Source organism: Acidobacteriota bacterium, from assembly GCA_022340665.1.
Lineage (GTDB): Bacteria > Acidobacteriota > Thermoanaerobaculia > Thermoanaerobaculales > Sulfomarinibacteraceae > Sulfomarinibacter.
This window is the reverse complement of sequence record JAJDNM010000038.1, coordinates 1-24,332: the sequence shown is the minus strand read 5'-3', so window position 1 is coordinate 24,332 and position 24,332 is coordinate 1. Positions and strand designations below refer to the sequence as shown.

The following is a 24,332-nucleotide window of genomic DNA, read 5'->3' as shown; positions in this document are numbered from 1 at the left end:
ACTTTGGCGAAGAGGGCAAGCACGAGCACTGAGTTTCAGAATTGGGAATAAGGAGTTAGGAATGAGGAATTCCCTTCCCTCCCCCCGGGTACTCGGTTGAATATCTCGGGTCGGGCGGCTGGCATCCCTAATTCCGAATTCAGAATTCTGAACTCGATATCAGAGCTGCGATTGGTCAATCGCAGCTCTGATAGCGCGAATGTGTTCCGGCGTCGTTCCGCAGCACCCGCCGATGATCCTGACACCCAATTCCACCAGACTGCCGACCCGCTCCGCCATGAACTCGGGTGATTCGGGATAGACCAGCTCGCCACCCCGGTTTTCCGGCAGGCCGGCGTTCGACTGAATGATCACCGGCACTGATGTGTGGCTGGTGAACTCACGCGCGATCTCGACCATCTTCTCGATTCCGTTGCCGCAGTTCGAGCCGACAATGTCCGCACCGGCGCCCACCAGGGATCTACACGCCTGGTCGACAGTCGTCCCCATGGGCGTGAAAAAGCCACGCGGCGTCGATTCAAAGGTCATGGTCGCAATCACCGGAATATCCGTCGACACGGCACGTGCCGCCCGCACGGCAAGCTCGGCCTCGCGCAGATCGATCATGGTTTCGATGCAGATAATGTCCGCGCCGGCCGCGATCAGGGCTCCGATCTGACTGCCGAATGCGTCGGCTACGATCTCCGGTTCGGTATCGCCGTACGGCGCGAGAATCTTTCCCGTGGGACCGACGGAAGCTGACACGTACGCTCGTTCGCCAACGGCCTGTGCGAGCACCTCGACAGCTCGCCGGTTCACCTCTTCGGTGCGGTCTTCGAGCCCGTGAGCTCTGAGGTTGAGAGGTGAACCGCCAAAGGTATTGGTGGTGATGAGATCGGCTCCGGCGTCAAGATAGAGCTTGGCGATCTCGGCCAGCACCTCCGGGCTCTCGAGGATGATGCTCTCCGGACACTCGCCCGGCGCGAGTCCGCGCGCCATCAGTTGGGTTCCCCACGCCCCGTCGCCGCACAGGACATCCCCCGATCCGAGGCGATCGAGAACCGTGGTCACGCCATCAGCCCCTTGACGATCTCCACCGCGTTGCCGGCATCGTAGCCGTAGGCGTCCGCCCCGATCTCATCTGCAAACTCCTGCGACACGGGGGCGCCGCCCACGATTACCTTGATTTTGTCCTGCAGGCCTCGCTCTTTCACGATCTCGACCACATTTTTCATTCCCATCATGGTCGTTGTGAGCAGGGCCGACAGGCCGACAACATTGGCACCTTCAGCCTCGGCCGTGTCGACGAAGACCTCGGGCGCCACATCAGCGCCAATATCGACCACTTCGTAACCGGCACCTTTGAGCATGATGCCAACGAGGTTTTTGCCGATGTCGTGGAGATCGCCTTTGACGGTACCGACGACGACCTTGCCCAGCGATGGCACATCCTCCGCGATCAGAAGCGGTTTCAACGGTTCGATTCCAGCGTTCATCGCGCGCGCGGAGAGAAGGACCTCCGGCAGGAAAATCTCGTGCGCGCCGAACCGCCGCCCCACGACCTCCATCCCGGCCAACAGCCCATCGTTGAGTATCCGGGTAGCCGGCAATCCCTCGTCAATCGCTTTCCGAGTGAGCTCGGCAACGTTTTCGTGCTCGCCCCGCTGCAGCCCCTCACTGATCAGTTGCAGTGTGTCCATGCAAAAACCTCCAGAGAGAATATAGCGCGGCATTTACAATAGTGGCCGGAGGACGCCCTGAGTACGATATTCGAAACCAGCCCCGACGATCTCCTGAAGTCCGTCGACGCCCAGGTTCGCCACCTGGAGGTAGGGGCCGACTCGCCGGCCGCCGCCGCCGTTCAATCGATCATCCAGCAATCGCGGGAGGTGTTCACACGTCGCGCCCGGCCACGCGGAATGTGGCAGCCCATCTCGAAACCGAATTTCGAGGGACTCTACCCAGGGGAAGGACACAACGACGAGGACACCCCTCTCGAGTACGTGATCGAGGGCGCGGTCTCGTTGGCCCTCTTTGCCGTGACTCTGGGAGAAGAGATCTCGGAGCGCATTGCCGATCTCTTTGTTGGCGGAGAGCTCGCCGAAGCCTACATCCTCGACCAGATCGCGTCATTCGCGGCCGATCACCTGGCGCAGATCGCAGGCGAAAATTTCCGCACCGTAGATGGAAGAGAGAACCTGCCGGTGCTGCCATACAGCCCCGGCTACTGCGGTTGGCACGTCTCCGGTCAGCGGGCACTCTTCGCCCGCCTCGAGCCCCGAGCAATCGGCATCTCTCTCAACGACAGTTGCCTGATGCAGCCACTCAAATCAGTCTCGGGGGTCCTCGTGCTCGCGCCGATCGAGGCGCACACTTTCAGCCCGGCTTTTCCCTGCTGTGCGACCTGCACGACCCTTACCTGCCAGGAACGCATCGCATCCCTCCAAAACAGCTGATTTCCTGAAAAACCCGCGATTCGAAATCCGAAATGCGTTCCCCTTCCGGTTCGTAGTACAGTGCCGTGCGAATTTCGAGGCTCGCGCCAGCGAGCCGGAAACGGGGCACTCATGGCAATTACTCACGTGAAAACGACAGTCTTCATCCTCATTGCGCTGGTAACAGTTTCCAGCGCCGCATCTTCGGGAGAGGAGAAGCTGTTCTACGAGAACCGGGAGGACATCCCGCAGCAGTACCGTTGGGACCTCGGGCACATTTTTCCGGACATCGACGCCTGGGAAGCCGCCTACTCCAAGGTAGAGACAGAGATCCCGGAACTGGCAGCCTACAAGGGTCGGCTTGGCGAGTCGGCCGACGCGATGTTCGCTGCGACCCAGCTTCTGAACAACACCTCGAAGACTCTCGAGGACATCTATGTCTTCGCGGCACAGTCGCAGAGAACGGATACCCGCGACGCCGAGGCCAACGCGCTGGTCGGCAGGGCGCAAGCCTTGGCCGCTGCATTCGGGCAAGCGGTAGCCTTCTTCGAGCCCGAGATCGTCCAGCTGCCTGACGCCACCATCGCGGCCTTCCTCGAGGACCCGCGACTCAAAACCTATGATCACGTGCTGGACAACATCCTCCGCACCAAGGCCCACACTCGCTCCCAGGAAATCGAAGAGCTACTCGCCGCCTCGGCGCTTCTCCAGGCTTCACCGAACGATACCTACCAATTTCTGACGAGCGCCGATATCGAATGGCCGACCATCGAGGACGAGAATGGCGAAGAGAAAAAGGCCATACCGGGCCTCTTCTACACCTTCATGTCGAATCAGAATCGACGAGTGCGGAGAGACGCGGCGTTGGCCCTGTTCGGCGAGTACGACAGGTACGGAAACACGTTTTCGGGGACATACAACGGACTCGTTCAGAAGGACGTGTGGATGGCAAAAAACCGCCTTTACCCGAGCACGCTCGACATGGTGCTCGATCGGGACAACGTGCCGAGTTCGGTGGTCGAAACCCTGATCTCGACCGTGCACGACAACCTCGACGCGGTCCATCAGTACATCGATCTGCGAACCAAGGTCCTCGGCCTCGAGGATTTTCATATCTACGACCTCTATGTGAGCATGGTGCCCGAGGGCGAAGCCACATACACCTTCGACGAAGGCTGGGCGCTGGCAATGGAGTTCTGGAGGGAGACCTTCGGCGAAGAGTACGCCGCTGTCGCCGAGCGCGGCCGCAAGGAGCGCTGGATCGACGTCTACCCGAGCGAGGGCAAACGCGGCGGCGCATTCTCCTGGGGGACCTACAACTCGGTTCCCTACCTCTTCCTCAATTGGGGCGGGACGCTCGAAGATGTTTCCACCCTGGTGCACGAGATGGGCCACTCGATCCATAGCTATCTTGCCAACACCAACCAGCCCTATCACGATGCGGGTTACAGCCTGTTCGTCGCCGAAGTCGCATCGGTAGCTTCGGAGTCGCTTTTCTCTGAATGGATGCTCGCGCGCACCACCGACCCGACCGAACGCCTTACGTTGCTCAACCAGCGCATGAACTCGATCGTCGGGACTTTCCTGCGCCAGATCTTCTTCCACGAGTTCGAGCACGCGGCCCACGTGATGGCGGAGGAGGGCAAGCCCCTGACCAAGGACTCTCTCGGCAAAGCCTGGAGTGATCTGTGGCTTCAATACTACGGCGATACCGTGACCCTCGACGACGAGTTCAAAGGCGGCTGGGCACGGATTCCGCACTTCTATCGGACCTACTATGTGTGGAAGTACGCCACCAGTTTCGCCGCCGGTGAGGCGATCGCCGGGAGATTCCGCGCCGGTGACAAGACCGCGGTCCACGACTACCTCGAAGCTCTCAAACTTGGCGGTAGCGTCTACCCGATGGACGCCGTCAAACGTGCCGGCGTCGATATGAACGACCCGAATGTGATTCGGGCGGTCATGGATAGCTTCAGGACGACCGTCAAACAGATGGAGGAAATGCTGATCAAGGAATAAACCTCCTCGTGACTCCAAGAAAAGATCCCGCGGTTCGCGCCGCGGGGATTTCTGGTCCAGCACAGTTTTGAGTTTTGAGTTTTGAGTTTTGAATTCCGTCCGTCATCCCCGGTTCTCAGGGGTGGATGGGGGAAAACTCAACACTCAAAACTCATCACTCAACCCTACAAGTCCTATAGGTTTCCGTTGAGAACCTCGAGCATGAACGCGTACTCCAGAGCCGTCTCCTCGTACCGCTTGTATCGTCCGCTGACGCCGCCGTGGCCCGCAGCGGACATCTCACAGGTGAAGAGCAATGGATTGTCGTCGGTCTTCATGGTGCGCAGCTTCGCCACCCATTTGGCGGGCTCGAAGTACTGAACCTGCGAGTCCTCGAGAGCGGTCGTCACCAGAAGCGCCGGATAGTCCTTGGCCTCGACGTTGTCGTAGGGAGAATAGGACAACATGTAGTCGTAATATTCGAGATCTTCGGGGTTGCCCCATTCGTCGAACTCCGCCGTCGTCAGCGGAATGTCGTGGTCGAGCATGGTCGTCACCACGTCCACCCAAGGAACATTGGCGATGATGCCGGCGAAGAGGTCGGGCGCCATATTCGAGACCGCACCCATCAGCAACCCGCCGGCACTCCCGCCGCGTGCGAAGAGCCGGTCCGGTGAGGTATAACCCTGATCGACGAGGTAGCGGCCGCAATCGATGAAATCGGTGAAGGTGTTCTTCTTGTTCAGTAGCTTCCCGTCCTCGTACCACCAGCGGCCCATCTCCTGTCCACCACGGACGTGGGCAATGGCGAATACAAACCCGCGATCGAGCAGGCTCACCACGTCGGGCCGGAACCGCGGGTCCATGCTGTAACCGTAGGAACCGTAGCCGTAGAGCAGCATCGGGTTGGAGCCATCGAGCTCGAGGTCATTGAGGCGGACGAGGGAAATCGGCACCTCCACGCCGTCACGCGCAGGCGCCATGAGCCGCTCGACGGTGTAGTTCGTAGAGTCGAACCCGCCAAGGATCGTCTCCTGTTTCATCATCGTGCGTTCGTGGGTCTCGAGGTCGAGGTCGTAGATGGTCTCCGGGGTGTTGGGAGAGCTGTAGCCGTAGCGAAGCACGCCAGTCTCGAACTGCGGGTTTTCATCCACCCAGGTCACGTAGGCCGGGTCGTCGAACTCGATCTCGTACTCCTCGCCGCCGCCCCACGGAATCACTCTCAGGTGACGCAGACCATCCCGCCTTTCGGTCACCACCATGTGATCGGCGAAGACGTCCACACCCTGGAGGAACACGTCCTCCCGCCCAGGAATCAGGTCACTCCACTGCGATCTCCCCGGGTTCGATACGGGAGCCGCCATGAGACGAAAGTTCTCGGCATCGAGATTCGTTCGGATAATGAATCGGTCCCCGGCATGGTTGACGCTGTACTCGACGCCGCGTTGCCGCGGTGCGATGAGACGAAGGTCGCCCATCGGGTTATCCGCGTCGAGAAACCGAACCTCGGACGCCATCGTCTGCTCGGAGTGGACGACGATGAATCTGTCGGAGCGTGTCTTCCACAATCCGACGCTGAATGTCGGGTCGGATTCTTCGTAGATCAAGACATCCTGCGAGGGTTCCGTACCGAGCACATGCCGATATACCTGAAAGGAGCGCAGGGTTTCCGGGTCCTGCTTGGCGTAGAACATCGTGGTGTTGTCATTCGCCCACGCGAGGCCACCGGTGACCTCCGGAATCACATCGTCCAGGGCTTCGCCGGTCTCGAGATCGGTGATGTTGATCGTGTACTTGCGTCGGCCGACGGTGTCGATCGCCCACGCCATGAGCCGGCTGTCCGGACTCACCGATACGCCGCGCACCGAACAGAAGTCATGTCCGTCCGCAACCTGATTGACGTCGAGCACAACTTCCTCCGCCGCGTCGATCGATCCTTTTCGACGGCAGTAGACGGGGTATTCCTGACCCTCCTCGTAGCGCCTGTAGTAGTAGTATCCATTGTCGAGCGCAGGCACCGTCGAGTCGTCCGGCTGGATGCGGTTCTTGAGCTCTTCGAAGAGCTCATGTCGCAGACCCTCGGATTTCGCCATCATGGCCTCTGTGTAGGCGTTTTCGGCCTCCAGATACGCGAGCACCTCCGGATTCTCCCGCTCTCGCAGCCAGTAGTAATCGTCGATCCGTACATCCCCGTGCGTCTCGAGCTCGTGGGGCTTTTTCTCGGCGACCGGTGCAACAGGGCCTGCCGGTGTGCAGGCCACCATCAACAGAAAGCAAATTACCGCCAGAATGAAATGGGTGGTTTTCATGGGTCCTCCATCTCGGGAGTGGTCGGTCGACCTCCTCACCGAGGTGGGAGTATACGCCTGTTCAGCCGCCGGGGACCCGCAATCTCTGCTCGAGTTCGTGGAAGAACTCGAGCACCGCGGCTTCGTCCGGTCTCGACGTCATGGTCATATACGCCGCACCGGTCCGCGCGAGCACGTCCACCCGGACACGGGCGTTCGTTTGCGTGATTCTCACATCGAGCGCTGCGAAACCGCTCCCCTTGCGGGTTGATGGCTCGGCGGATATGCGTCCCTTCTGACGGTCGGCATCCACCAGGTAGTCCTCTTCTTCCAGCACATCGATCGCAGTGTCGAATACCCGGTCAAGAGTTGCGAGGTAGGTTCTCGACCACCCGTCCGGTGAACCCCCGTTCGACGCGCATGAGACCAACAGGAACGCGAAACCGACACCAACCCAAATCCGCGGTGATTTCATTCGTTGATCTTAACCCGGGGCGACTCTGAACGCCGGCTCCACGGTTGCTTCGAAATGGGCTACTCAGATGGGTTCTGCGGCCCCTTAATCATCCAAATTTCGGTGCCGTTCTTCTTGAAGTGCACTTCGTCCATGAGCTGGTTGATGAGAAAAATGCCTCGCCCGCTGTCGGCATAGAGGTTCTTGCCAACTACCGGACTAGGTACGGACTCCGGCTCGAAGCCCTCCCCGGGATCCCGCACGATGATGATCATGCCTTGGTGTTCTTCACAGGCGACGACCACCTCGACCTTCTTGTCGGGATCGTGCCCGCAGCCGTGCTCTACCGCATTGGCAAGAGCTTCATACAGTGAAATCTCGATCTCGAACTCGGCGTGATCGGCGCAGCCCTGTTCGCGCACGACCTCCATGATCTGCTCAACCACCGGCGGGATCGCGGTCGTCGATCCGGGTAGTTCCTTTTGAACCCGGACCAGCAAACTGTCCGAGTGAAATTCGCACCGGGGAGTGTCCTCGGTCATCAACTTCAACTCCTGACCCCGCGAGCTCACTCACCAAGCTCCCGGCCATTCTGGTTTCCGCTCGATTGCCTCTCGTCAGATGATACTGCACACACGCGAGACAGTTTCAATAATCGTAAGATTCCAGCTTTCTTCTGACGTTCAGCACAAATCCCACTCGCGTCCTCGTCCGTCAGCGACCAGGAAAACTTCTGAGATTGTAACTCAATCCTCCAGAAATGACGACCCAGATCAGACCCTCGCCCGAAAAGCCGCCCCCATCAATCCTCGAACCGCTTCCCGGTGACGACCTGGAATCTACGCACGTCGAGGTGCTTTCCCTTCACGGTGTCACCGGTCTCGGATGGCGACAACGACAGCTTCCATTGATAGAGGCCGGAAAAGTACTCGCTGACTTTCGAAACCATCTCGTCGAATGCTCCACTCAGCTCGTGGCGGATAGCGTCCTCCTCGCTGTCCCACACGGTCACCGACAGGGCTCGCGATTGCCGTTTGACGTTCTCGACGAGGAAAACCGCCCGGCAACCCTTGGTCGCCATCAACGCCGGTTTGACCTCTTCGTCATACCGTTGCTTCAATTCGTCGAACCGACCCGCATCGATCCGCGCAGACACAACCCTGACGAAGAACTGATGTGGGCCCACCGCATCCACAACCTCTCCAACCGCCGCCACTTCAACCGGATAGGTTTCGATTGGGGGATCGATCAATGCGGGGAACGCGCCGGACGACTCGCCTGAGGATTGGACACGCCCTTCGGAAACCTCCGCCATGAAATCATCGCTCTCATCGAGCAGTTCATCGTAAAGGCCGCTATTCTCGTAGGCTTCGGCTTTTTCGCTGGAACGCCAAATGGTCAGAGATACGAACTCCCGGTCGTCCCCCGCAGGTTGAAGCAGGCTTGCATAAAGACAACCCCCGGATTCCTGGAGAGCAGGAATCACTCGCTCTTCATAGAATCGAGCGAGGTCCCGCTGCCTTCCCTCCCTGGCTCTCAGGTTGACGAACCGCATGAACATAGCATCCCTCCCTATTCGCCGGGGGCGATCAACGAACCGCTAGGATCTCATCACCAACCAATATGGGTTCTCTCTTTCAAAAACCCAACCAGATGCGCGTTCCATTCCCTTTCAGTCAGTTTCGATCGGGTCATTGAAACCCTGAGCGGCGGAAATCAGTCGAACGGTCCTGATTCGAGTGGTTCGCAACCCGTCGGCAAATTCCATGAACAATCCGGGCGCCGCGATATGGTCGCTGAAGAGCGCGTGCCCGCCGGCGGTGCAACCGAGAACTTCGATCGAATCCGGGCCCGTTCCTTCGCGTTCGAACCAGCCCCCACTGATGTCGAACAAACCGTCTCCGCGAACAACCAGCGAGTAGACCGAGTTTTTGGTCGAAACGATCACCCGATCACCGCTCTCGAGCTCACTCCGTCGCACGCCGCCGACCGCAACGGCGGCCTCCGCCAGATCGTCGATCGGGATCGCCTTCAGCGGTTTGACTCGCCGGTGGACACCACTCGGTGGATCGGTCATCGAGTCCCGCCCGTCGAGTGCGGTAGGCCGAGGCGCGCGAGGAGCGCCGCGAATCTCGCATCGGCGCGCAGCGGATCGAAGGGCGCCATCCCGGCGAAGTAGAGGATGGCCTGAGACTCCCGCTCGGCGCGGTCGAGGACGTCCCATGCACCTTCGATATCGCCGAGGGCGGCACGAATCCAGGCTTCCGGCACGACGGTCGGCGCCGGTTCAGTTCGTGAATTCAACTCGTCGAGGATGGCGTGTGCTTTTTCGCTCCGGCCGGCCACCGCCAGAGCCCAACCCAGAACTCCGAGAATGAATCCTCCCCTTCGTGAAAGCCGCACCGCCGCCTCAAGCGCATCGATCCCCTCGCTGAAGGCGCCCGTCGCCACCTTGGCGATGCCCGACGACCAGAGGGCAAGTGTATTTTCGCGCTCGAAAGTCATCGCCTGTGCAGTGGGGTCGATGGCCTCTTGCGGCCTGGCCATTGCGAGCCGGCCACATGCAGTCATGCCATACGGATAGGCGGCCAATGGATCGAGCTCACACGCCGTCGCGAAGACGCTCTCGGCTTCTTTCCGACGTTGATGAACACCGAGAAGGAAACCGAGCCAACAGTGGGCCTGGACGAAGGTCGGCCGCAGTTCGATCGCCCTCCGCAACGCTTCCTCCGCCTCACGCCACCTCGCCTCGCAGAACGCGATCATCCCCTCCACGTAGGACCCATCTGGAGATTCGCCCTGGAGATCCAAAGCGGTTGCGAGTGCGTCCTTGGCCGCCCGATAGCCCTCGCGGATCGGGATCAGGCTGTAGACGGCGGCAAGGACGGTGACCTCGGCCTTGCCAACCCACGAAGGGCCATGCGATGGATCGAGGGCGAGGGCCTGTTCGTATGACTTCAAGGCGCTCGCGTGATCGTTCTTGGAGTAGCGGAAGTGACGCGCCTTGAGGTAATGGCGGTAGGCCGCGAGGTTCCCGACCTGCGCCCGCTCGCGGACCGTTCGCTCACCTGGGGTCAGCCGTGACGTCACCGCCTCGACAACTCCGGCGGCGATTTCGTCCTGGACCGCAAAGACATCTTCCGCCTCTCGGTCATAACGCTCCGACCACAGCTGATAGCCATTCTCGACTTCGGTCAGCTGGGCAGTCACGCGCATTCGATTGCCTGCCATTCGCACGCTGCCTTCGAGCACCTGGCCGACATTCAGGATGCGACCGATCGCCTGCAGATCGCCACCCCCTTCCACTGCCCTGAAGGCCGACGTGCGGGAGGCCACCCGGATCCCGTCCACGTGGACCAGAGCGTTCATGATCTCCTCGGCCATGCCTTCACAGAAGTAATCCTGGTCCCCAGCGGGGCTCATGTCGGAGAACGGCAGCACGGCGATCGTAACTGCTGCAGAGTCGCGAGCGGAGGCCACGGGCAGCGCCGGTTGTGACTGCGCGCGGTTACTGGAAGAAGCCGGCCCGGGCGCCTCGCCCCGCGAGCTGAGCTCGAGCCCAGCCTTGTGGAGCCCATCCATGAGACGTTCGACCAGATCTGGTTGGAACCACTTTCCGAGAAGCCCCCGACCTGACCGAGCGAATTCCGGTTTCTGGTTCAACAGGGCATCGAGAGCTTCACGAGCGTCCTCGCGCTCACCCAGCTGGCCGCGAGCCGCGGCGAGAATCAAGTGTATCCAAAAGACGTCGGGGGAGTTGGCCTTGACTGCCTCGTCGACTGCGGCTTGGTAGTTCTCCTTGCGGTATTCGTTGACCCCAAGAGGCGCCCTGTACCAGCCGGGATGGTGGGGGTTGAGCTCCATCGCGGAGCGGATCAGGGCGCAACCTCGCTCCCATTCGCCCAAAAAAGTGATGAGAAAAAAGGCCTCGTTGCTGCCGTCGAGCGGGTTGAGCGCCATCGAGCGCTCGGCGGCACTCAGACATCCTGCAGTCTCCTTTCGGAAAAACAGAACGACCGCCAGAACCTGCTGCGCGAGGTGATTCGACGGCGCGATGTCCACGGCGCGTCGGGCGGCCTCGAGCGCTCGGTCCAGCGAATCTGGCCTGGGATTGAAGTCGTGCGCAAACTCGTGCGAAAAAACCCAGGCCAGCATAGCCCAACAGTCGGCGTTTCTCGGCGCCTGCTCGACCGCCTGCTCCAACGCGTCACGCGCCACCGCATGTTCTTCGGGAGTCAGCCGGAAGTGATATCCGAAACCGCGCATGAGCGCCTCGTAGGGCGTCAGCTCGGCAACTGGCTTTCCCCGGACCGCCTCGCTGATCGCCTGCGCGAGCACTCCGAAGTGGTCCGCACAGGTAGAGACGATCCGTGGGACGAGGTCGTCCTGCAGCTCGAAGATAGTTTCCGGGCTGAAGGGGCGGTTGTAGGTCTCGGCCCACAGATGGGCCCCCGACTCGGCATCCACCAGCTGGACCGCGAACCGCAGCACCGCTCCTGCCTGACGGACGCTGCCCTCCATGATGTATCGTGCGCTGAGCTCTTCGCCGATCTCGCGCACGTCCTGCGCGTGAGTCGCAAACCTCGACGTCGACGAGCGCGAGATCACCCGCAGGTAAGAGAAACGCGACATGCCGGTAATGATGTCTTCTGTCAGTCCCCCGACCAGAGCTTCAACGGAGGCATCTCCCGACCGATACTGAAATGGCAAGACCGCGATCCAGAAGCCTTCATCGTGCCGCGTCGACACGGACGCACTGACGTCTGATGACGACCGTACGGTCGGCGATGACGCGCTCGCGATGCGGGGAGACGAAACCACCGGTTGAGCGGTCGCCGATGACTCCCGCCGCAGCGCTCTGAGTTCGTTGAAGATGTCACGAGCCGTCTGATAGCGGTCGCGGCGATCCTTCTCGAGGCAGCGGCCGATGATCCGCCCAAGGTGTCGCGGCAGATCGGTTCGCACCTCTGCGACGGATGGCGGCGCGTCCCTTAGGATCGCCGACATCAGGGCCGGCTGGCTTTCACCAACAAAGGGCCTCTCCCCGGTCGCCATTTCGTACAGCAGCACCCCGAGCGAGAACACGTCGGAACGGTGATCAACGATCTTGCCCTCGATCTGCTCCGGCGACATGTAGGGCACCGTCCCCACCACCATCCCGACCCCGGTCAGCGCCTCGGTCGGGAGCTCGGTCGAGTCGGAAACATCATTTCCCTGTTGCAGCTTGGCAAGCCCGAAGTCCAGCACCTTGACCCGCCCGTCGCCGTCGACCATCACGTTCGAGGGTTTGAGGTCACGGTGGATCACACTCTTGTCGTGGGCGGCCGAGATCGCTTCTGCCAGCGGAGTGGCGAAGTCGAAGAAGCTCTCGAGATCAAGTCCGCCCTCTGATATCAGCTTGTCGAGGCTGCGACCCTCGATCAGCTCCATGGTCAAAAAGTGGATGTCTTCTGTCTCTTCGACCGAGTAGATGGTGACGATGTGCGGGTGGCTCAGGGATGCTACGGCCCGCGCCTCGCGCTGGAAACGATCGAAGCGTTGTGGGTCTGTCGCGAATTCCTTGGACAGCACCTTGAGCGCCACCGCTCGGCCGAGCTTGGTGTCTTCGGCACGCCACACCTCCCCCATCCCGCCGGCGCCGAGCTCGCCGGTGATGCGGTAGTGGGCGAGGGTGGTGCCGATCATTGGAGACGCAGATCCAAGTTCTGCTCCCAGTTGAGGGCGATCTCGACCTGTGCGGCCGCCTGGCTGCGGCGTTCGAACTCGACAAAGACGAAACGGTCTCCCGAGGGCGCCACATCCCAGTTCACCGCCGGCGCGGTCGAGGTCACAAAAGCGCCGCTGAGACTTTCCAACACGACCTCAGGGGGTCCCGCGCTAAATGAGTCTCCGGCCCACACATCGACTGCCATGAGCGGACGTTTGGCCGAACCGATGTCAATGTAGAAGAGGCGCTGCCCGTCACCGGACCAGCGCGGGTAGCCGCCGAGGCCCGGTGAAACCTGCCACTTACCCTCACCCTCCACCGGTCGCACATAAATCGAGGTCGTTCCCGATCCCGGCGAGGCGTAGGCGATCCACCTGCCGTCCGGTGAAATGGTCGGGCAGCTTGCCTGTTTCTCGAAGAGCCGCGCATCTTCGCCCTCGGTGATGAGGTAGATATCGGCTGTCTGTCCGACGCGGGTGTAGGCGAGCGTACGGCCATCTGGCGAAAAGGACTCTGGGAAGATGGCGGTCGTATCCTCTGGGGTCAGCCTCTGCTCGGCGCCACTACCGTCCGCGGCTTTGGCAAAGATCTCCGCATTGTTTGCGTAGTTCAAGTACGCGATTCGACTGCCGTCGGGCGTCCACAGGGGATAGAGTTCGTTGTTGTCGAACGTCAACCTGCTGACTCCTTGAGACGCGAACGAATAGACCCACACGTCGCCGCGGACCCCGGAGTAGCCTTCCCCAACGGTAAATGCCAGACGGCTGCCGTCGGGTGAAAACCTCGGTTGGTAGAAGCCGCGCGGGGAAAGTGGGATGCGCTCGGTAGCGCCAGTTGCATCGACGGTGGTCAGCAAAACGTCCGCTGCCGTTACTGCACCGGCGACCCAGGCGATATTGCCGTGTGCGGCGATAGCGAAGTAACCGGCGCCGCTCGAGGGATCGCCACCGACGTCCTCGATGACCGGCACTGGCTCGCCCACGATCTCCAAGCGATCGGGATCAAAGTCGACGGCATATAAATCACCTGCACGGGCGAATACAATGCGGTCGCGGGCCGTAAATCGGGCCATGTTGGCGCGCTCGATCACCCTTCGGCGGGCGCCGGTCTTGAGCGAGCAGGCGTCGATGCCGGCGTCATCGTAATTGTTAGGGCTGTCGATGGAGCCGACGGTAAAGAGGACGATCTCGCCGTCGGCGGTCGCGTCGGGAAAGCGAAAGGTCCGCTCACCGCGCTCCGCGTCAACCTCGAGCAGAACCTCGGCCGCGCCGCCGGTATCGGCGACTCGCCACAGACCGCTAGCGTATTCCGGAGAAAAGACAATCGTGCCGTCCGAAAGCCAGACTCCGCCGCGCGGGTTTGGAGCGTCAGCAACACTGACTACCGAGCCGCCAAAAATCGACGCCCGTTTCAGCTTGCCTTCGGCAAAAAAACCAACCGAGCCGCCGTCCGGCGAAAAGAACATCTCTCCGGCGCCTTCGGTGCCCTCGATCTGAACCACTTGGTCGTGGTCGAGGTGACGAAGGATGATCACGTCGCGGGCCACCTCGGGGTCGGTCGCGGTCATAGCGAGCACCCGACCATCGGGAGAGAAAGCAAGGATCGGCTGATCAATGAACGACAGCGTTCGCTCACCATCGAGGCCAAGGGTGAACCGAGTCAGCGGCAGCTCGGGCGGCACCGATGGCCGCAGCCAGAACACCGCCGCGGCTGCGAGAGCGACCGCAGCCACAATCCATGGCAGCCATGTGAAGCCGCGTGAGCGCTGCTGCCCGCCGCGGACAACCGTCGAAGACATCGGCGATGGTTCAAGCGCCGCCTCAGCGAACTCGAGCCGCGCGTCGCCGATCCACTGCAATCTGTCCCTGGGGTCGCGCTCCAAACACCTTGCCAACAACCTGCGAACGGCCGGAGGTGTGTCGTGCGGCAGGGCCTCGAGGTCCGGAGATTCTTTGAGAACCGACGCCAACACATCGGACACGGTGTCGCCTTCGAAGAGCTTGCGACCGGTCAGCATCTCCCACAGGACGACCCCGAAGGCCCAGATGTCAGCTCGGCGATCGACCTGTTTACCTCGCGCCTGGTCCGGCGACATGTAGGCGGCGGTGCCGAGAATGAGCCCGGCGGCGGTGGCGTGGGCGGTCATGGTCGGAGACAGCGACAAGCTTGCGTCACCGGTCTCGCTCTCCCACGTCTTGGCGAGCCCGAAGTCGAGGACTTTCACCGTGCCGTCCTCGGCGAGCTTGATGTTGGCGGGTTTGAGGTCGCGGTGGATGATGCCCGCCTCGTGCGCCGCTTCCAGGGCCTCGGCAATCTGTTGTGCGATGGGGATCGCTTCGTCGATCGGGATCGCTCCCCGAGCGATCCACGCCGACAGGTCTTCCCCCTCGACAAGTTCCATGACAAGGAACGTTGTTTGACTCGCGTCCGAGTCCGCGCCCGACCGAACGGTCTCGAGCCCGTAAAGGTGCGCGATGTTCGCATGATTCAAGCTCGCCAGGACCTTCGCCTCGCGTTCGAACCGGGCAAGGCGTTCCGGGTCACTGGCGAAATCGGCCGGCAACAGCTTGAGCGCCACCTCGCGCCCGAGCTTTTCGTCGGTCGCTCGCCACACTTCGCCCATCCCGCCGGCGCCGAGCGCCGCAGTGATGCGATAGTGCGCGAGCGTCGTCCCAATCAACCTTGCTCTCCGTCGGGCAACCAATTGACGACCACCGTGGGCGGATCAGGAAGCTCCTCTTCGAAAAACGCGCGATGAAGGATCCTGGATCCGTCGGGTGCGACGTCAAATACCTGATACAACTTGGTGCCAGCAAAACCGTCGAATAGGATGGTCGGCGCCCCGATCTCGATCGCCTCCTCGTCGGTTCTGACATGGACGGTAACGATCCGGCCCTCGCCATCTTGGTACACGATCTCAGAGGTCGCAGCGATCCACTTCGGCCAGATCCCACCATCGGTGGAGAGCTGACGAGGGCGTCCATGTCCCGAGGATGTGGTGACGTAGATCTCGGGCCGACCCGATTCGTTCGACGAGTAGGCGACCCAGCGGCCGCCCGGAGAAAACACTGCGTGTTCCTCGTCGAACTGCGTAGCCCGGAAGATCCCGGGCTCGCCACCTCGTTCGAGGTCGAAGATCAGGAGATCGTTGGCGGTGTTTTCGCCCTTTGTAACGAGCAGCAGGCGTTGGCCGTCTGGTGAGATCGCGCTCGCGAACACCGACCGCTCACTGCCGTACACGAGTTCTGGCGCCTCGGACTCGCGGAGGGTGAGGCGGTAAACTTTCAACGATCCGTCGCGGTTCGAGGTGAAGTAGACCCGACTGCCGTCGGGCGACCACATCGGAGCCAAGTCCTCACCCGGGTCGAACGTGACCCGCGACCTCAAATCGCGTTCGACGTCGTAGATCCAGAGCTCGTGGGTCCCGGTGGTCGTGTCGGTCACCGGGACCGCGACTCTGGAGCCGTCCGGTGAAATGGCCAACGAGTAATAGGACGCCACGTCCCCAAGCACGCCGACGCGGTGGCCGTTGCGATCCAACCACTCCAGCTCACTGAGGGTCTCGGCCTTGCCCCGCTGAAAGGCAAGGATTCTCCCGCTCGCGCTGAACACCCCACGCGCCGCCCCGGTGATGATGAGGAGATCATCGGCGAGTTTGGTCTCGTCACCCGAAAGAGCGAGCTTTTCGTCATTGAACGGTTTCGCCATCAGATCCGAGTCACGGAGATACAACAGGTGGCCGGCCACATACTCGGCGGCCGCCGGCGACTGCACGATCTCCTCGTCGATCTTTCCGTCGAGGGAGCCCGCCATCACCATGTTGGCGTCACTGCCGTGAACGCTCCTGGCCATGTAGAGAAAGCGGCGTCCGTCGGGAAGAAAGAATGGGTGGCGGTGCGAGTTGTCGCCACGTTCGTCATCAAGGGTGGTCAGCTGCCACGGTTCGCCCCCTTCGGCGGAGACTGCAAACAGCGGTGTGTTGGAATCCGGCGTGTACACGATCACGCCATCTGAATTCCACGTCCCGCCCTTGCCGTTGCGCGAGGACGCCAATGCTTTCGCCGTTCCGCCGTCCACCGGGATGATCTTGAGGGTCGCATCGTTGCGGGTAAAAAAGCCGACCATCGTTCCGTCGGGCGACCAGAAGGGATACTGCGCTCCTTCGGTACCCTCCAGGCATTGGATGTCCAGCGTGTCGAGGCGGCGGACGCACACGCGAACGACATCAGCTTCGTTGCGGAGAGAAAACGCCATTCGATCTCCGTCAGGCGACAGGGCAACGGGACCTGGACCGAGCCCGTCGAGATGGAACAGCGAACCTTCCGGGGGCGAAATCGAGAAGCGAAAACTTCGCTCCGTGGGGGCAGGGTTCCTCAGGGCAACCACCGTTGCCACGACGGCCACGACCGCGAGCACAGCCGCTGCGAGCCATGGAAGGTTACGACCGTGCGTTTCGGTGGTGGCCGCCTTACCAAGGATGGTCTCTTCACTCGCCCCGTCGATCAGGTCGAGCCGGGCATCGCCGATCCACTGCAACCGTGTTTTGGGGTCCCGAGTCAAACACCTCGACAGGAGCCGCTTGACCGGCAACGTCGTGTTCGCTGGCAGCGCATCGAGATCGTAATCCCGGGTCAGTACTGCTGCGAGTACATCCGACACGGTCTCTCCCTCGAACAGCTTGTGGCCAGTCAGCATCTCCCATAGGACAACCCCGAAGGACCAGATGTCGGTTCGGCGATCGACCTTCTTCCCCCTCGCCTGTTCGGGGGACATATAGGCAGCGGTGCCGAGAATGACCCCGGCGGCGGTCGCGTGTGCGGTCAGGGTCGGTGACATCGAGAGGCTCGAGTCTGCTCCTTTGTCCTCCCACGCCTTGGCCAGCCCGAAGTCGAGCACCTTGACCGTGCCATCAGACCGCAGCTTGATGTTTGCCGGCTTGAGGTCGCGATGGACGATACCCTGCTCGTGCGCCGCCTCCAGCGCCTCGGCAATCTGCGCCACAATCGGGATCGCCTCGTCAATCGGAATCGGGCCCCGCTCGATCCGCTCCGAAAGATCCTCCCCCTCTACCAGCTCCATTGCGAGGAAGGTCGTTTCCCCGGCGTCCGTACTCGATACAGTTTCCAACCCGTACAGCGTCGCAATATTCGGATGATTCAGCGATGCCAATACTTTCGCTTCCCGCTCGAACCTTGCCATCCTCTCGGCGTCTTTCGCGAATTCGTCCGGCAAAACTTTGAGCGCCAACTCGCGCCCGAGCTTGGTGTCCTCGGCGAGCCACACCTCGCCCATGCCGCCGGCACCGAGCTCGCCTGTGATGCGGTAGTTCCCGAGGATCGTTCCCGCAGCCAGGTTCATTTCGCCAGATACCTCTTCAGGAACTCGACCGTGCGGCCCCATGCGAGATCCGCCGCTTCGTTGTCGTAGCGAGCTTCATTCGTGTCGTTGTTGAAGGCGTGGTTGACGCCTTCGTAGATGTGGATCTCGAAGATCTTACCGTTTGCCTGCAGCGCCGCCACGTAATCGTCGATCCCGGCGTTGATGCGTGTGTCCAGACCCGCGTACTGGAGGCACAGCGGCGCAGAGATCATCGGTACCTCGTCGGCCGGAAGTTGGCGTCCGTAGTAGGGCACTGAAGCGTCGAGCGACGTCCCGGCGGCGGCCAGCCGGTTGGCCATGCCGCCACCCCAGCAGAAGCCGACCACGGCCACCTTGCCGGTGCACAACGGGTGGGCGGCGAGAAAGGGCACCGCAGCCGCCAATCGGGCAAGCGTCGCGTCCGGGTCCAATTCGTAGATCATCTCGCGTGCTCTGTCCTCGTCGGCAGGCGTGCCACCTACCGGTGCCAACGCATCTGGCGCGAATGCGAGGAATCCCTCCAGAGCCATCCGCCGAGCCACATCCTTGATGTGCGGGTTGAGACCGCGGTTCTCGTGGATGACGATCACCGCCGAGCGTTTCTCACCGCCCTTCAACCGCGCCAGGTAGCCCGTCATCGTGGTGCCGTCGGCCTCATAGGTCAGAGTCTCGGTCACCAGACGCTGGTCGTCCTCGGGCACGATCCCGGCCTCGGCATAGTTGTTCTGCAGGACGGGTACCAGGGCCGCTGCCGCAGTCGCACCTCCGGCGAGCTTTGCCAGCCGTTCCATGAACTGGCGCCGGCTCATCGTGCCGTGGGTGAACTCGTCGTAGAGGTCGATGCATCGCTGATCGACTTCGGATCTCTCCATCATTTTTCCTCCAAGATTTGCGGCCATCCGACGATCAGGTTCAGAAGCGTCGGGCCGGAAGTCTCGCCCTTCGGAACGACCAGAATCCGATCACCATCATTCGAGGGAGCAAAGGCGGGCCCGAGAGCGTCCGGCGGAGCGATATCGAACAGCTCTGTCGTGACGCCGAACCGCACCGTGTCGTCTCCGAGCTCGACCTCCACCGACATCAGCCGGCCGTCGATCCGTTGGTAGACGAGCTGCCGGCCGTCATCACACCAAAACGGGAACAATCCGCTGTCGGTGGAGGCCTGCCACCGGCGGCCGGCATCCGGAAACGGGGTCACGTAGACCTCGAAGCGTCCCGACTCATCGGAGAAGTACGACAGCCAGCGACCGTCGGGAGAGATACCCCCGGCAACGTCAACTCCACGTTTCGCCAGTAGCCGCCGAGGCTCTCCATCGCCTTCTGTCGGCACGGCCCAGATGTCCGAGTTGGTCTCCTCGTCATATTTCTCATAAACCAGCCAATGCCCATCCGGAGACCAACCCCTCGGAGTGAGGTCACTGTCAGCCTCCACCATGACTTCGGCTTCCTGCACACCACCGACACCCTTCCGGTAGATTTTCTGGATACCGCTGCGATCCGAGCCGAACGCGATGCTCTGTCCGTCGGGCGCCCAAATCGGGAGGTAATCGGTTGCTTCGTCGAATGTGAAACGGGTTTTGAGATCGCGGACCAGATCATAGATCCAGATGTCGATGGCACCGCTGGTCTCCGGCGTGATCGTGAATGCAGCGCTCTTGTCGTCCGGCGCGAGCGCGACCGTGTTGTACGCCGCCAACTCTCCAAGCTGTTCAATCTCGCGCCCCGTGCGATCGTGCCACATCGGCGCCACCTCGGCCTCGATTGCGCCCGCGTGGTAGCTCAGGAGACCTGCCGGCGACACCGAGTAGGCCCCGAACGCGGCGGCCGGGATGGTCAACGCCTCTTCGGCCACCGGTTTGGCTTCCCCCGCGAGCTCGAGTGTGTCGGCGTCGAAAGGCTGGACCATCAACGTCTGATTGCGAGCGAAGAAAATGTGGCCTGCGGCGTACTCGGCCTGCACACCGCTGCGCATGAGCTCTCTATTGGCTCCGCCGTCGAGCGAGCCAACCATGACAGCGCTTTCCGTGAAGTTCAGGCCCCGAGCCAGATACAGAAAATGGATTCCATCGGGCAAAAAGCGAGGGTGACGGTGGGAGTTGTGTCGGTTGCGGTCAACTTCGGTGATGTCCTGCGCTTCGCCACCCGCGGACGACACCTTCTGCAGCGCGGTGCCGGAGTTGGGCGCGAAAACGATCGTACCGTTGGCTCCCCACGAACCGCCCTTGCCGTTCTGCGCCTCGCAGATGGTGATCGGCGGGCCGCCGGAAGCATCGACCTTCTTCAGCGTGCCATCTTGTTGGGTGAAGAACGCAATCCAACGAGAATCCGGCGACCAGAAGGGGAACTGGGCGCCTTCGGTGCCCGACATCACGTGCGCCTCCGGCTGGTCGAGCGCGCGAAGGTACAGCCTCACGGCTCCATCGTGGTCGCGGGCCGAGAAGACGAGCCTGGTGCCATCCGGTGAAAGCGTGGCCGCGCCCGGACCGATTGCCGCGAGGTGAAACGTCGTGTCTTGCGGCGGCGGAATCGAGGTTTGGTAGACACGGTCGGGCTTGCCACCAATTTGCAGCCACAACAGGAAAGCCGCCGCACCGAGACCGAGTACGGCTGCGACCCAACCCAACCGCGAGATCATCCGAGATGGGGTCGATGGAGTGGCGAGATCGGACCCGGCAGCAACCCGCTCCTGGTCGCCAAGAGGTTCCTCGAGCACGATGCGCGCGTCGCCGATCGCCTGCAACCGTTGCTTCGGCTTTTTCCGCAGACACCGGCTGATGAGCTCTCGCAGCCGGGATGGAGTGTCGTCCGGCAGCGCTTCGAGGTCAATCTCATCCTTGAGCACCGAGGCCAGCACATGCGAGACCGTCTCTCCCTCGAAGAGCTTGTTGCCAGTGAGCATCTCCCACAGCACGACGCCGAAGGCCCAGATGTCCGCCCGGCGATCAGCAGCAATGCCCGCCGCCTGTTCGGGTGACATGTATGCCGCCGTGCCGATGATCACCCCTGCTGCGGTTGCGTGCGCGGTCAAGGTCGGCGACATGGACACGTTCGAGTTCTCGGTGTCCGCGTCCCACGCCTTCGCCAGCCCAAAGTCGAGCACCTTGACCGTTCCGTCCGGCCGGAGCTTGATGTTGGCTGGCTTCAGATCGCGGTGCACGATTCCCTGCTCGTGTGCCGCTTCGAGAGCCTCGGCAATCTGCAACGCGATTGGAACTGCTTCGTCAATCGGGACCGGCCCGCGCTTGATCCTCTCCGAGAGGTCTTCTCCCTGCACGAGCTCCATCGCGAGAAAGGTCGTCTCTTCCGATCCCGATTCGACGGACTCCAACCCGTACAGCGTTGCAATATTCGGATGATTCAGCGACGCCAAAACCTTCGCCTCACGTTCAAACCTTGCCATCCGCTCCGGGTCTTTGGCGAACTCCTCCGGCAGCACCTTGAGTGCCACCTCGCGGCCGAGCTTGGTGTCCTCGGCGAGCCACACCTGGCCCATCCCGCCCTCACCGAGGGCGGCTGTCACCCGGTACTGTTCCAACGTAGTGCCGATCATGATCCACCCCCGATTTCGGGCCAGTTCACGACCACCTCGATGTTCGGCAGGCCACCGCTCGACATGGCCTCCATCGTCAGCAAACGTTGGCCGTCCGGCGAGACATCCCAAAGATGTGCCGCCGTCGCCTGGACCATGGTGTTGAAGAGTTCTTTTGTCTCTCCGATGAGCAGGCCGCCATCACGCGGCTCTACTCGCACCGCCACCAACGAACCGTCCGGAGCGTGATATAAGATCTCGGAGCCGCTGTTGGTCCAACGCGAGGCTTGCCCGCCGTTTGTGGAGACCTGCCACTTTCTTCCGCGTTCCGGAAAGGCGGTGACATAGACCTGGGGCGAACCGGACTCGTCCGACACATAGGCAAGCCATCTTCCGTCAGGAGAAAACATCCCCATAAACTCGTTGAAGTCACTGTCGATAAAAGCAGCGCCCTCGCCCTGACCGGAGAGAGGCAGCATCCAGAGGTCGTAACCAGTGGTGTCGCCTCCCTTGTACAGGCAAAGAAATTTTCCATCGGGCGACACGGAGCTCGGGTACATCTCGGTATCGGATTCGAAGATGACCTCGCCCTCGCCCGCGCCGCCGATGTCCTTCCGCATCAGGACCCAGACACCGTCTCTCTGAGCCGAGTAGATCAGGGACTTACCGTCCGCAGTCGGCGTCACCCCGAACTCGTAGCCCGGCTCGAAAGTGAACCTGGTGAAGAGATCGCGGCGGAGGTCGATGACCCAGATGTCACCGCTCCCGGCCGAAGTCTCCTCGAGGGCGACCGCCGCCAGCTCACCACCCGGTACCAAGTGGACCTCGTCGTAACCGCGGGGCTCACCGACGGTTCCCACTTCGTTGCCCTCGCGGTCCCTCCAGACGAGCCGGTAACTGCCGGTTTCCCCCTCGCCTGATTGATACGCGAGAACGCCGTTTTTTGATGCCGAGTACACGCCGATCACCGTTCCCGGCTGCAGCAAGGTCACCTTCTCGACGATCGGAAAAGCGTCGCCCGTAAACTCGAGCTTGTCGGCGTTGAACGCCCGCGCCATCAGCGTTCTTTCGCGAACGAAAAGAATGTGGCCCGATGCATACTCGACGGCCGCCGGAGCGCGAAAGAGCTGCCGGCTCACCGAGCCGTCGAGAGCTCCAATCATCACGGCCTGACCTTCCGACGTGCCCATCGCCGACCGTGCCATGTAGAGAAAGTGATTCCCGTCCGGGAGAAACCGCGGATGCCGGTGGGAGTTGTCCTTTCTCTCGGCGTCAAACTCGGTCACAGGCGTCGACTCACCCCCTGCATCGGACACCCTGTGCAGCGGCGAGTTGTAAGACGGTGCGAAGACGATCGTGCCGTTTGTACTCCACGCACCGCCCTTCCCTTCCCCCGCATCGCAGAGAGCGAGGGGCGGGCCGCCGACTGCTTCGACAACCCGTAACTTCCCACCGGCGAAAAACCCGATGCGCTTCGAATCCGGCGACCAGAACGGGTACTGCGCGCCCTCGGTGCCTGGCAGTGGGCGCGCGGCAACAACGTCCAACGCACGGACCCACAAACGTATCGATCCATCATCCGTCCGCCCCGAGTACACCAGCATTGTCCCGTCGGGCGACACACGCACGGGTCCGGGATTGTCCGGCGCCAGGTGGAATCGGCCGGCAGGGGGAGGCGGCGTCTCGAACCGGATAACCGGTTGCTCGGGTTCCTTGCGACCGATCAACAGTGCTCCCAGAATCAGTGCCGCTATCGCGGCCATCCCCGCTGCGGCCCACGGCAGACGCCTGCGCAGGCCCTGCTCCGTCGGCCCGACCGGCGCGTCCGAAGGCGGGAGATCCTCGTCCGGTTGTGCCAACGCGATGCGCGCTTCACCGATGTCACGGAGCCGGCTTCTCGGCTCCTTGTCCAGACAGCGGCGGATGAGACGTTTCACATGAGGTGGTGTCTGCGACGGCAGCACTTCGAGATCCGGCGATTCCTTGAGTACCGACGCCAGCACGTCGGACACCGTGTGACCCTCGAAGAGCTTCCGGCCGGTGAGCATCTCCCACAGGACGACGCCAAAGGACCAGATGTCGGCCCGTCGGTCGACGCTCATCCCGCGCGCCTGCTCCGGCGACATGTAGGCCGCCGTGCCGAGGATCAGCCCGGCCGCCGTCGCGTGCGCGGTCATCGTCGGCGACAACGAAAGCGCCGTGTCCGGCGCATCTGCCTCCCACGCCTTGGCGAGCCCGAAGTCGAGCACCTTGACCGTACCGTCGGGACGCAGCTTGATGTTGGCAGGCTTGAGATCGCGGTGAACGATCCCCTGCTCGTGCGCCGCCTCCAGCGCCTCCGCGATCTGGAGCGCGATGGCGGTCGCTTCCTCGATCGGCACCGGTCCGCGCTTAATCCGCTCGGAGAGGTCCTCGCCCTCGACGAGTTCCATCGCGAGGAAGGTGACCTCGGAAACCTCGGCGTCCGAGGTCAGTTTTGAGTTTTGAGTTTTGAGTTTTGAGTTCCCGGCCATCCCAGCCGTTTCGAGGCCATAGAGCGTCGCGATATTCGGATGGTTCAACGAGGCGAGCACCTTCGCTTCCC

General features: G+C 61.9%; 15 protein-coding genes. 2 read left to right on the top strand and 13 right to left on the bottom strand.

Annotation, left to right across the window (positions count from 1 at the left end):
* Positions 1 to 159: 159 nt before the first annotated feature.
* Positions 160 to 1,050 carry a homocysteine S-methyltransferase family protein gene (locus LJE93_05425; GenBank protein MCG6948341.1) on the bottom strand — a complete coding sequence of 297 codons (891 nt, stop codon included), beginning with the start codon at positions 1,048 to 1,050 and terminating at the stop codon, positions 160 to 162.
* Positions 1,047 to 1,679 carry a corrinoid protein gene (locus LJE93_05420; protein MCG6948340.1) on the bottom strand — a complete coding sequence of 211 codons (633 nt, stop codon included), beginning with the start codon at positions 1,677 to 1,679 and terminating at the stop codon, positions 1,047 to 1,049. The genes LJE93_05425 and LJE93_05420 overlap by 4 nt, the downstream gene beginning before the upstream one ends.
* Before the next feature lie 219 nt (positions 1,680 to 1,898).
* Here LJE93_05420 and LJE93_05415 point away from each other — a divergent pair, with 219 nt between their 5' ends.
* Positions 1,899 to 2,435 carry a hypothetical protein gene (locus LJE93_05415; protein MCG6948339.1) on the top strand — a complete coding sequence of 179 codons (537 nt, stop codon included), beginning with the start codon at positions 1,899 to 1,901 and terminating at the stop codon, positions 2,433 to 2,435.
* A 126-nt stretch (positions 2,436 to 2,561) separates the two neighbouring features.
* A complete protein-coding gene (pepF, locus tag LJE93_05410; protein ID MCG6948338.1) occupies positions 2,562 to 4,433 on the top strand; it encodes an oligoendopeptidase F in 1,872 nt (623 codons plus the stop codon).
* Between the two features lie 173 nt (positions 4,434 to 4,606).
* Here the strand turns inward: pepF and LJE93_05405 are convergent, their stop codons facing one another.
* The 11 genes from LJE93_05405 to LJE93_05355 form a co-directional block, all read right to left on the bottom strand.
* Entirely contained in the window at positions 4,607 to 6,721 is a 2,115-nt protein-coding gene (locus LJE93_05405) for a S9 family peptidase (protein MCG6948337.1), read from the bottom strand.
* Between the two features lie 61 nt (positions 6,722 to 6,782).
* Positions 6,783 to 7,175: a hypothetical protein gene (locus LJE93_05400; GenBank protein ID MCG6948336.1), complete on the bottom strand. Its 393-nt coding sequence runs from the start codon at positions 7,173 to 7,175 to the stop codon at positions 6,783 to 6,785.
* A gap of 59 nt (positions 7,176 to 7,234) precedes the next feature.
* Positions 7,235 to 7,696, bottom strand: a complete 462-nt coding sequence (locus LJE93_05395) for an ATP-binding protein (protein ID MCG6948335.1) — start codon at positions 7,694 to 7,696, stop codon at positions 7,235 to 7,237.
* A 260-nt stretch (positions 7,697 to 7,956) separates the two neighbouring features.
* A complete protein-coding gene (locus LJE93_05390) occupies positions 7,957 to 8,715 on the bottom strand; it encodes an antibiotic biosynthesis monooxygenase (GenBank protein ID MCG6948334.1) in 759 nt (252 codons plus the stop codon).
* A 111-nt stretch (positions 8,716 to 8,826) separates the two neighbouring features.
* Positions 8,827 to 9,231 (bottom strand): hypothetical protein, encoded by a 405-nt coding sequence (locus LJE93_05385; protein ID MCG6948333.1) that lies wholly within the window; start codon positions 9,229 to 9,231, stop codon positions 8,827 to 8,829.
* The gene (locus tag LJE93_05380) at positions 9,228 to 12,839 is read right to left on the bottom strand and encodes a protein kinase (protein MCG6948332.1); all 3,612 of its coding nucleotides are present in this window, start codon (positions 12,837 to 12,839) and stop codon (positions 9,228 to 9,230) included. Before LJE93_05380 ends, LJE93_05385 begins: the two co-directional genes overlap by 4 nt.
* Positions 12,836 to 15,541, bottom strand: coding sequence for a protein kinase (locus tag LJE93_05375; GenBank protein ID MCG6948331.1), 2,706 nt, complete (start codon positions 15,539 to 15,541; stop codon positions 12,836 to 12,838). Before LJE93_05375 ends, LJE93_05380 begins: the two co-directional genes overlap by 4 nt.
* A complete protein-coding gene (locus tag LJE93_05370; GenBank protein ID MCG6948330.1) occupies positions 15,538 to 18,219 on the bottom strand; it encodes a protein kinase in 2,682 nt (893 codons plus the stop codon). Before LJE93_05370 ends, LJE93_05375 begins: the two co-directional genes overlap by 4 nt.
* Positions 18,216 to 19,091, bottom strand: a complete 876-nt coding sequence (locus LJE93_05365) for a dienelactone hydrolase family protein (GenBank protein MCG6948329.1) — start codon at positions 19,089 to 19,091, stop codon at positions 18,216 to 18,218. Before LJE93_05365 ends, LJE93_05370 begins: the two co-directional genes overlap by 4 nt.
* Positions 19,091 to 21,769 (bottom strand): serine/threonine-protein kinase, encoded by a 2,679-nt coding sequence (locus LJE93_05360; GenBank protein MCG6948328.1) that lies wholly within the window; start codon positions 21,767 to 21,769, stop codon positions 19,091 to 19,093. The genes LJE93_05365 and LJE93_05360 overlap by 1 nt, the downstream gene beginning before the upstream one ends.
* Positions 21,766 to 24,332: serine/threonine-protein kinase (locus LJE93_05355; protein ID MCG6948327.1), on the bottom strand; the 2,567-nt coding region annotated here is incomplete at its 5' end. The genes LJE93_05355 and LJE93_05360, both read right to left, overlap by 4 nt.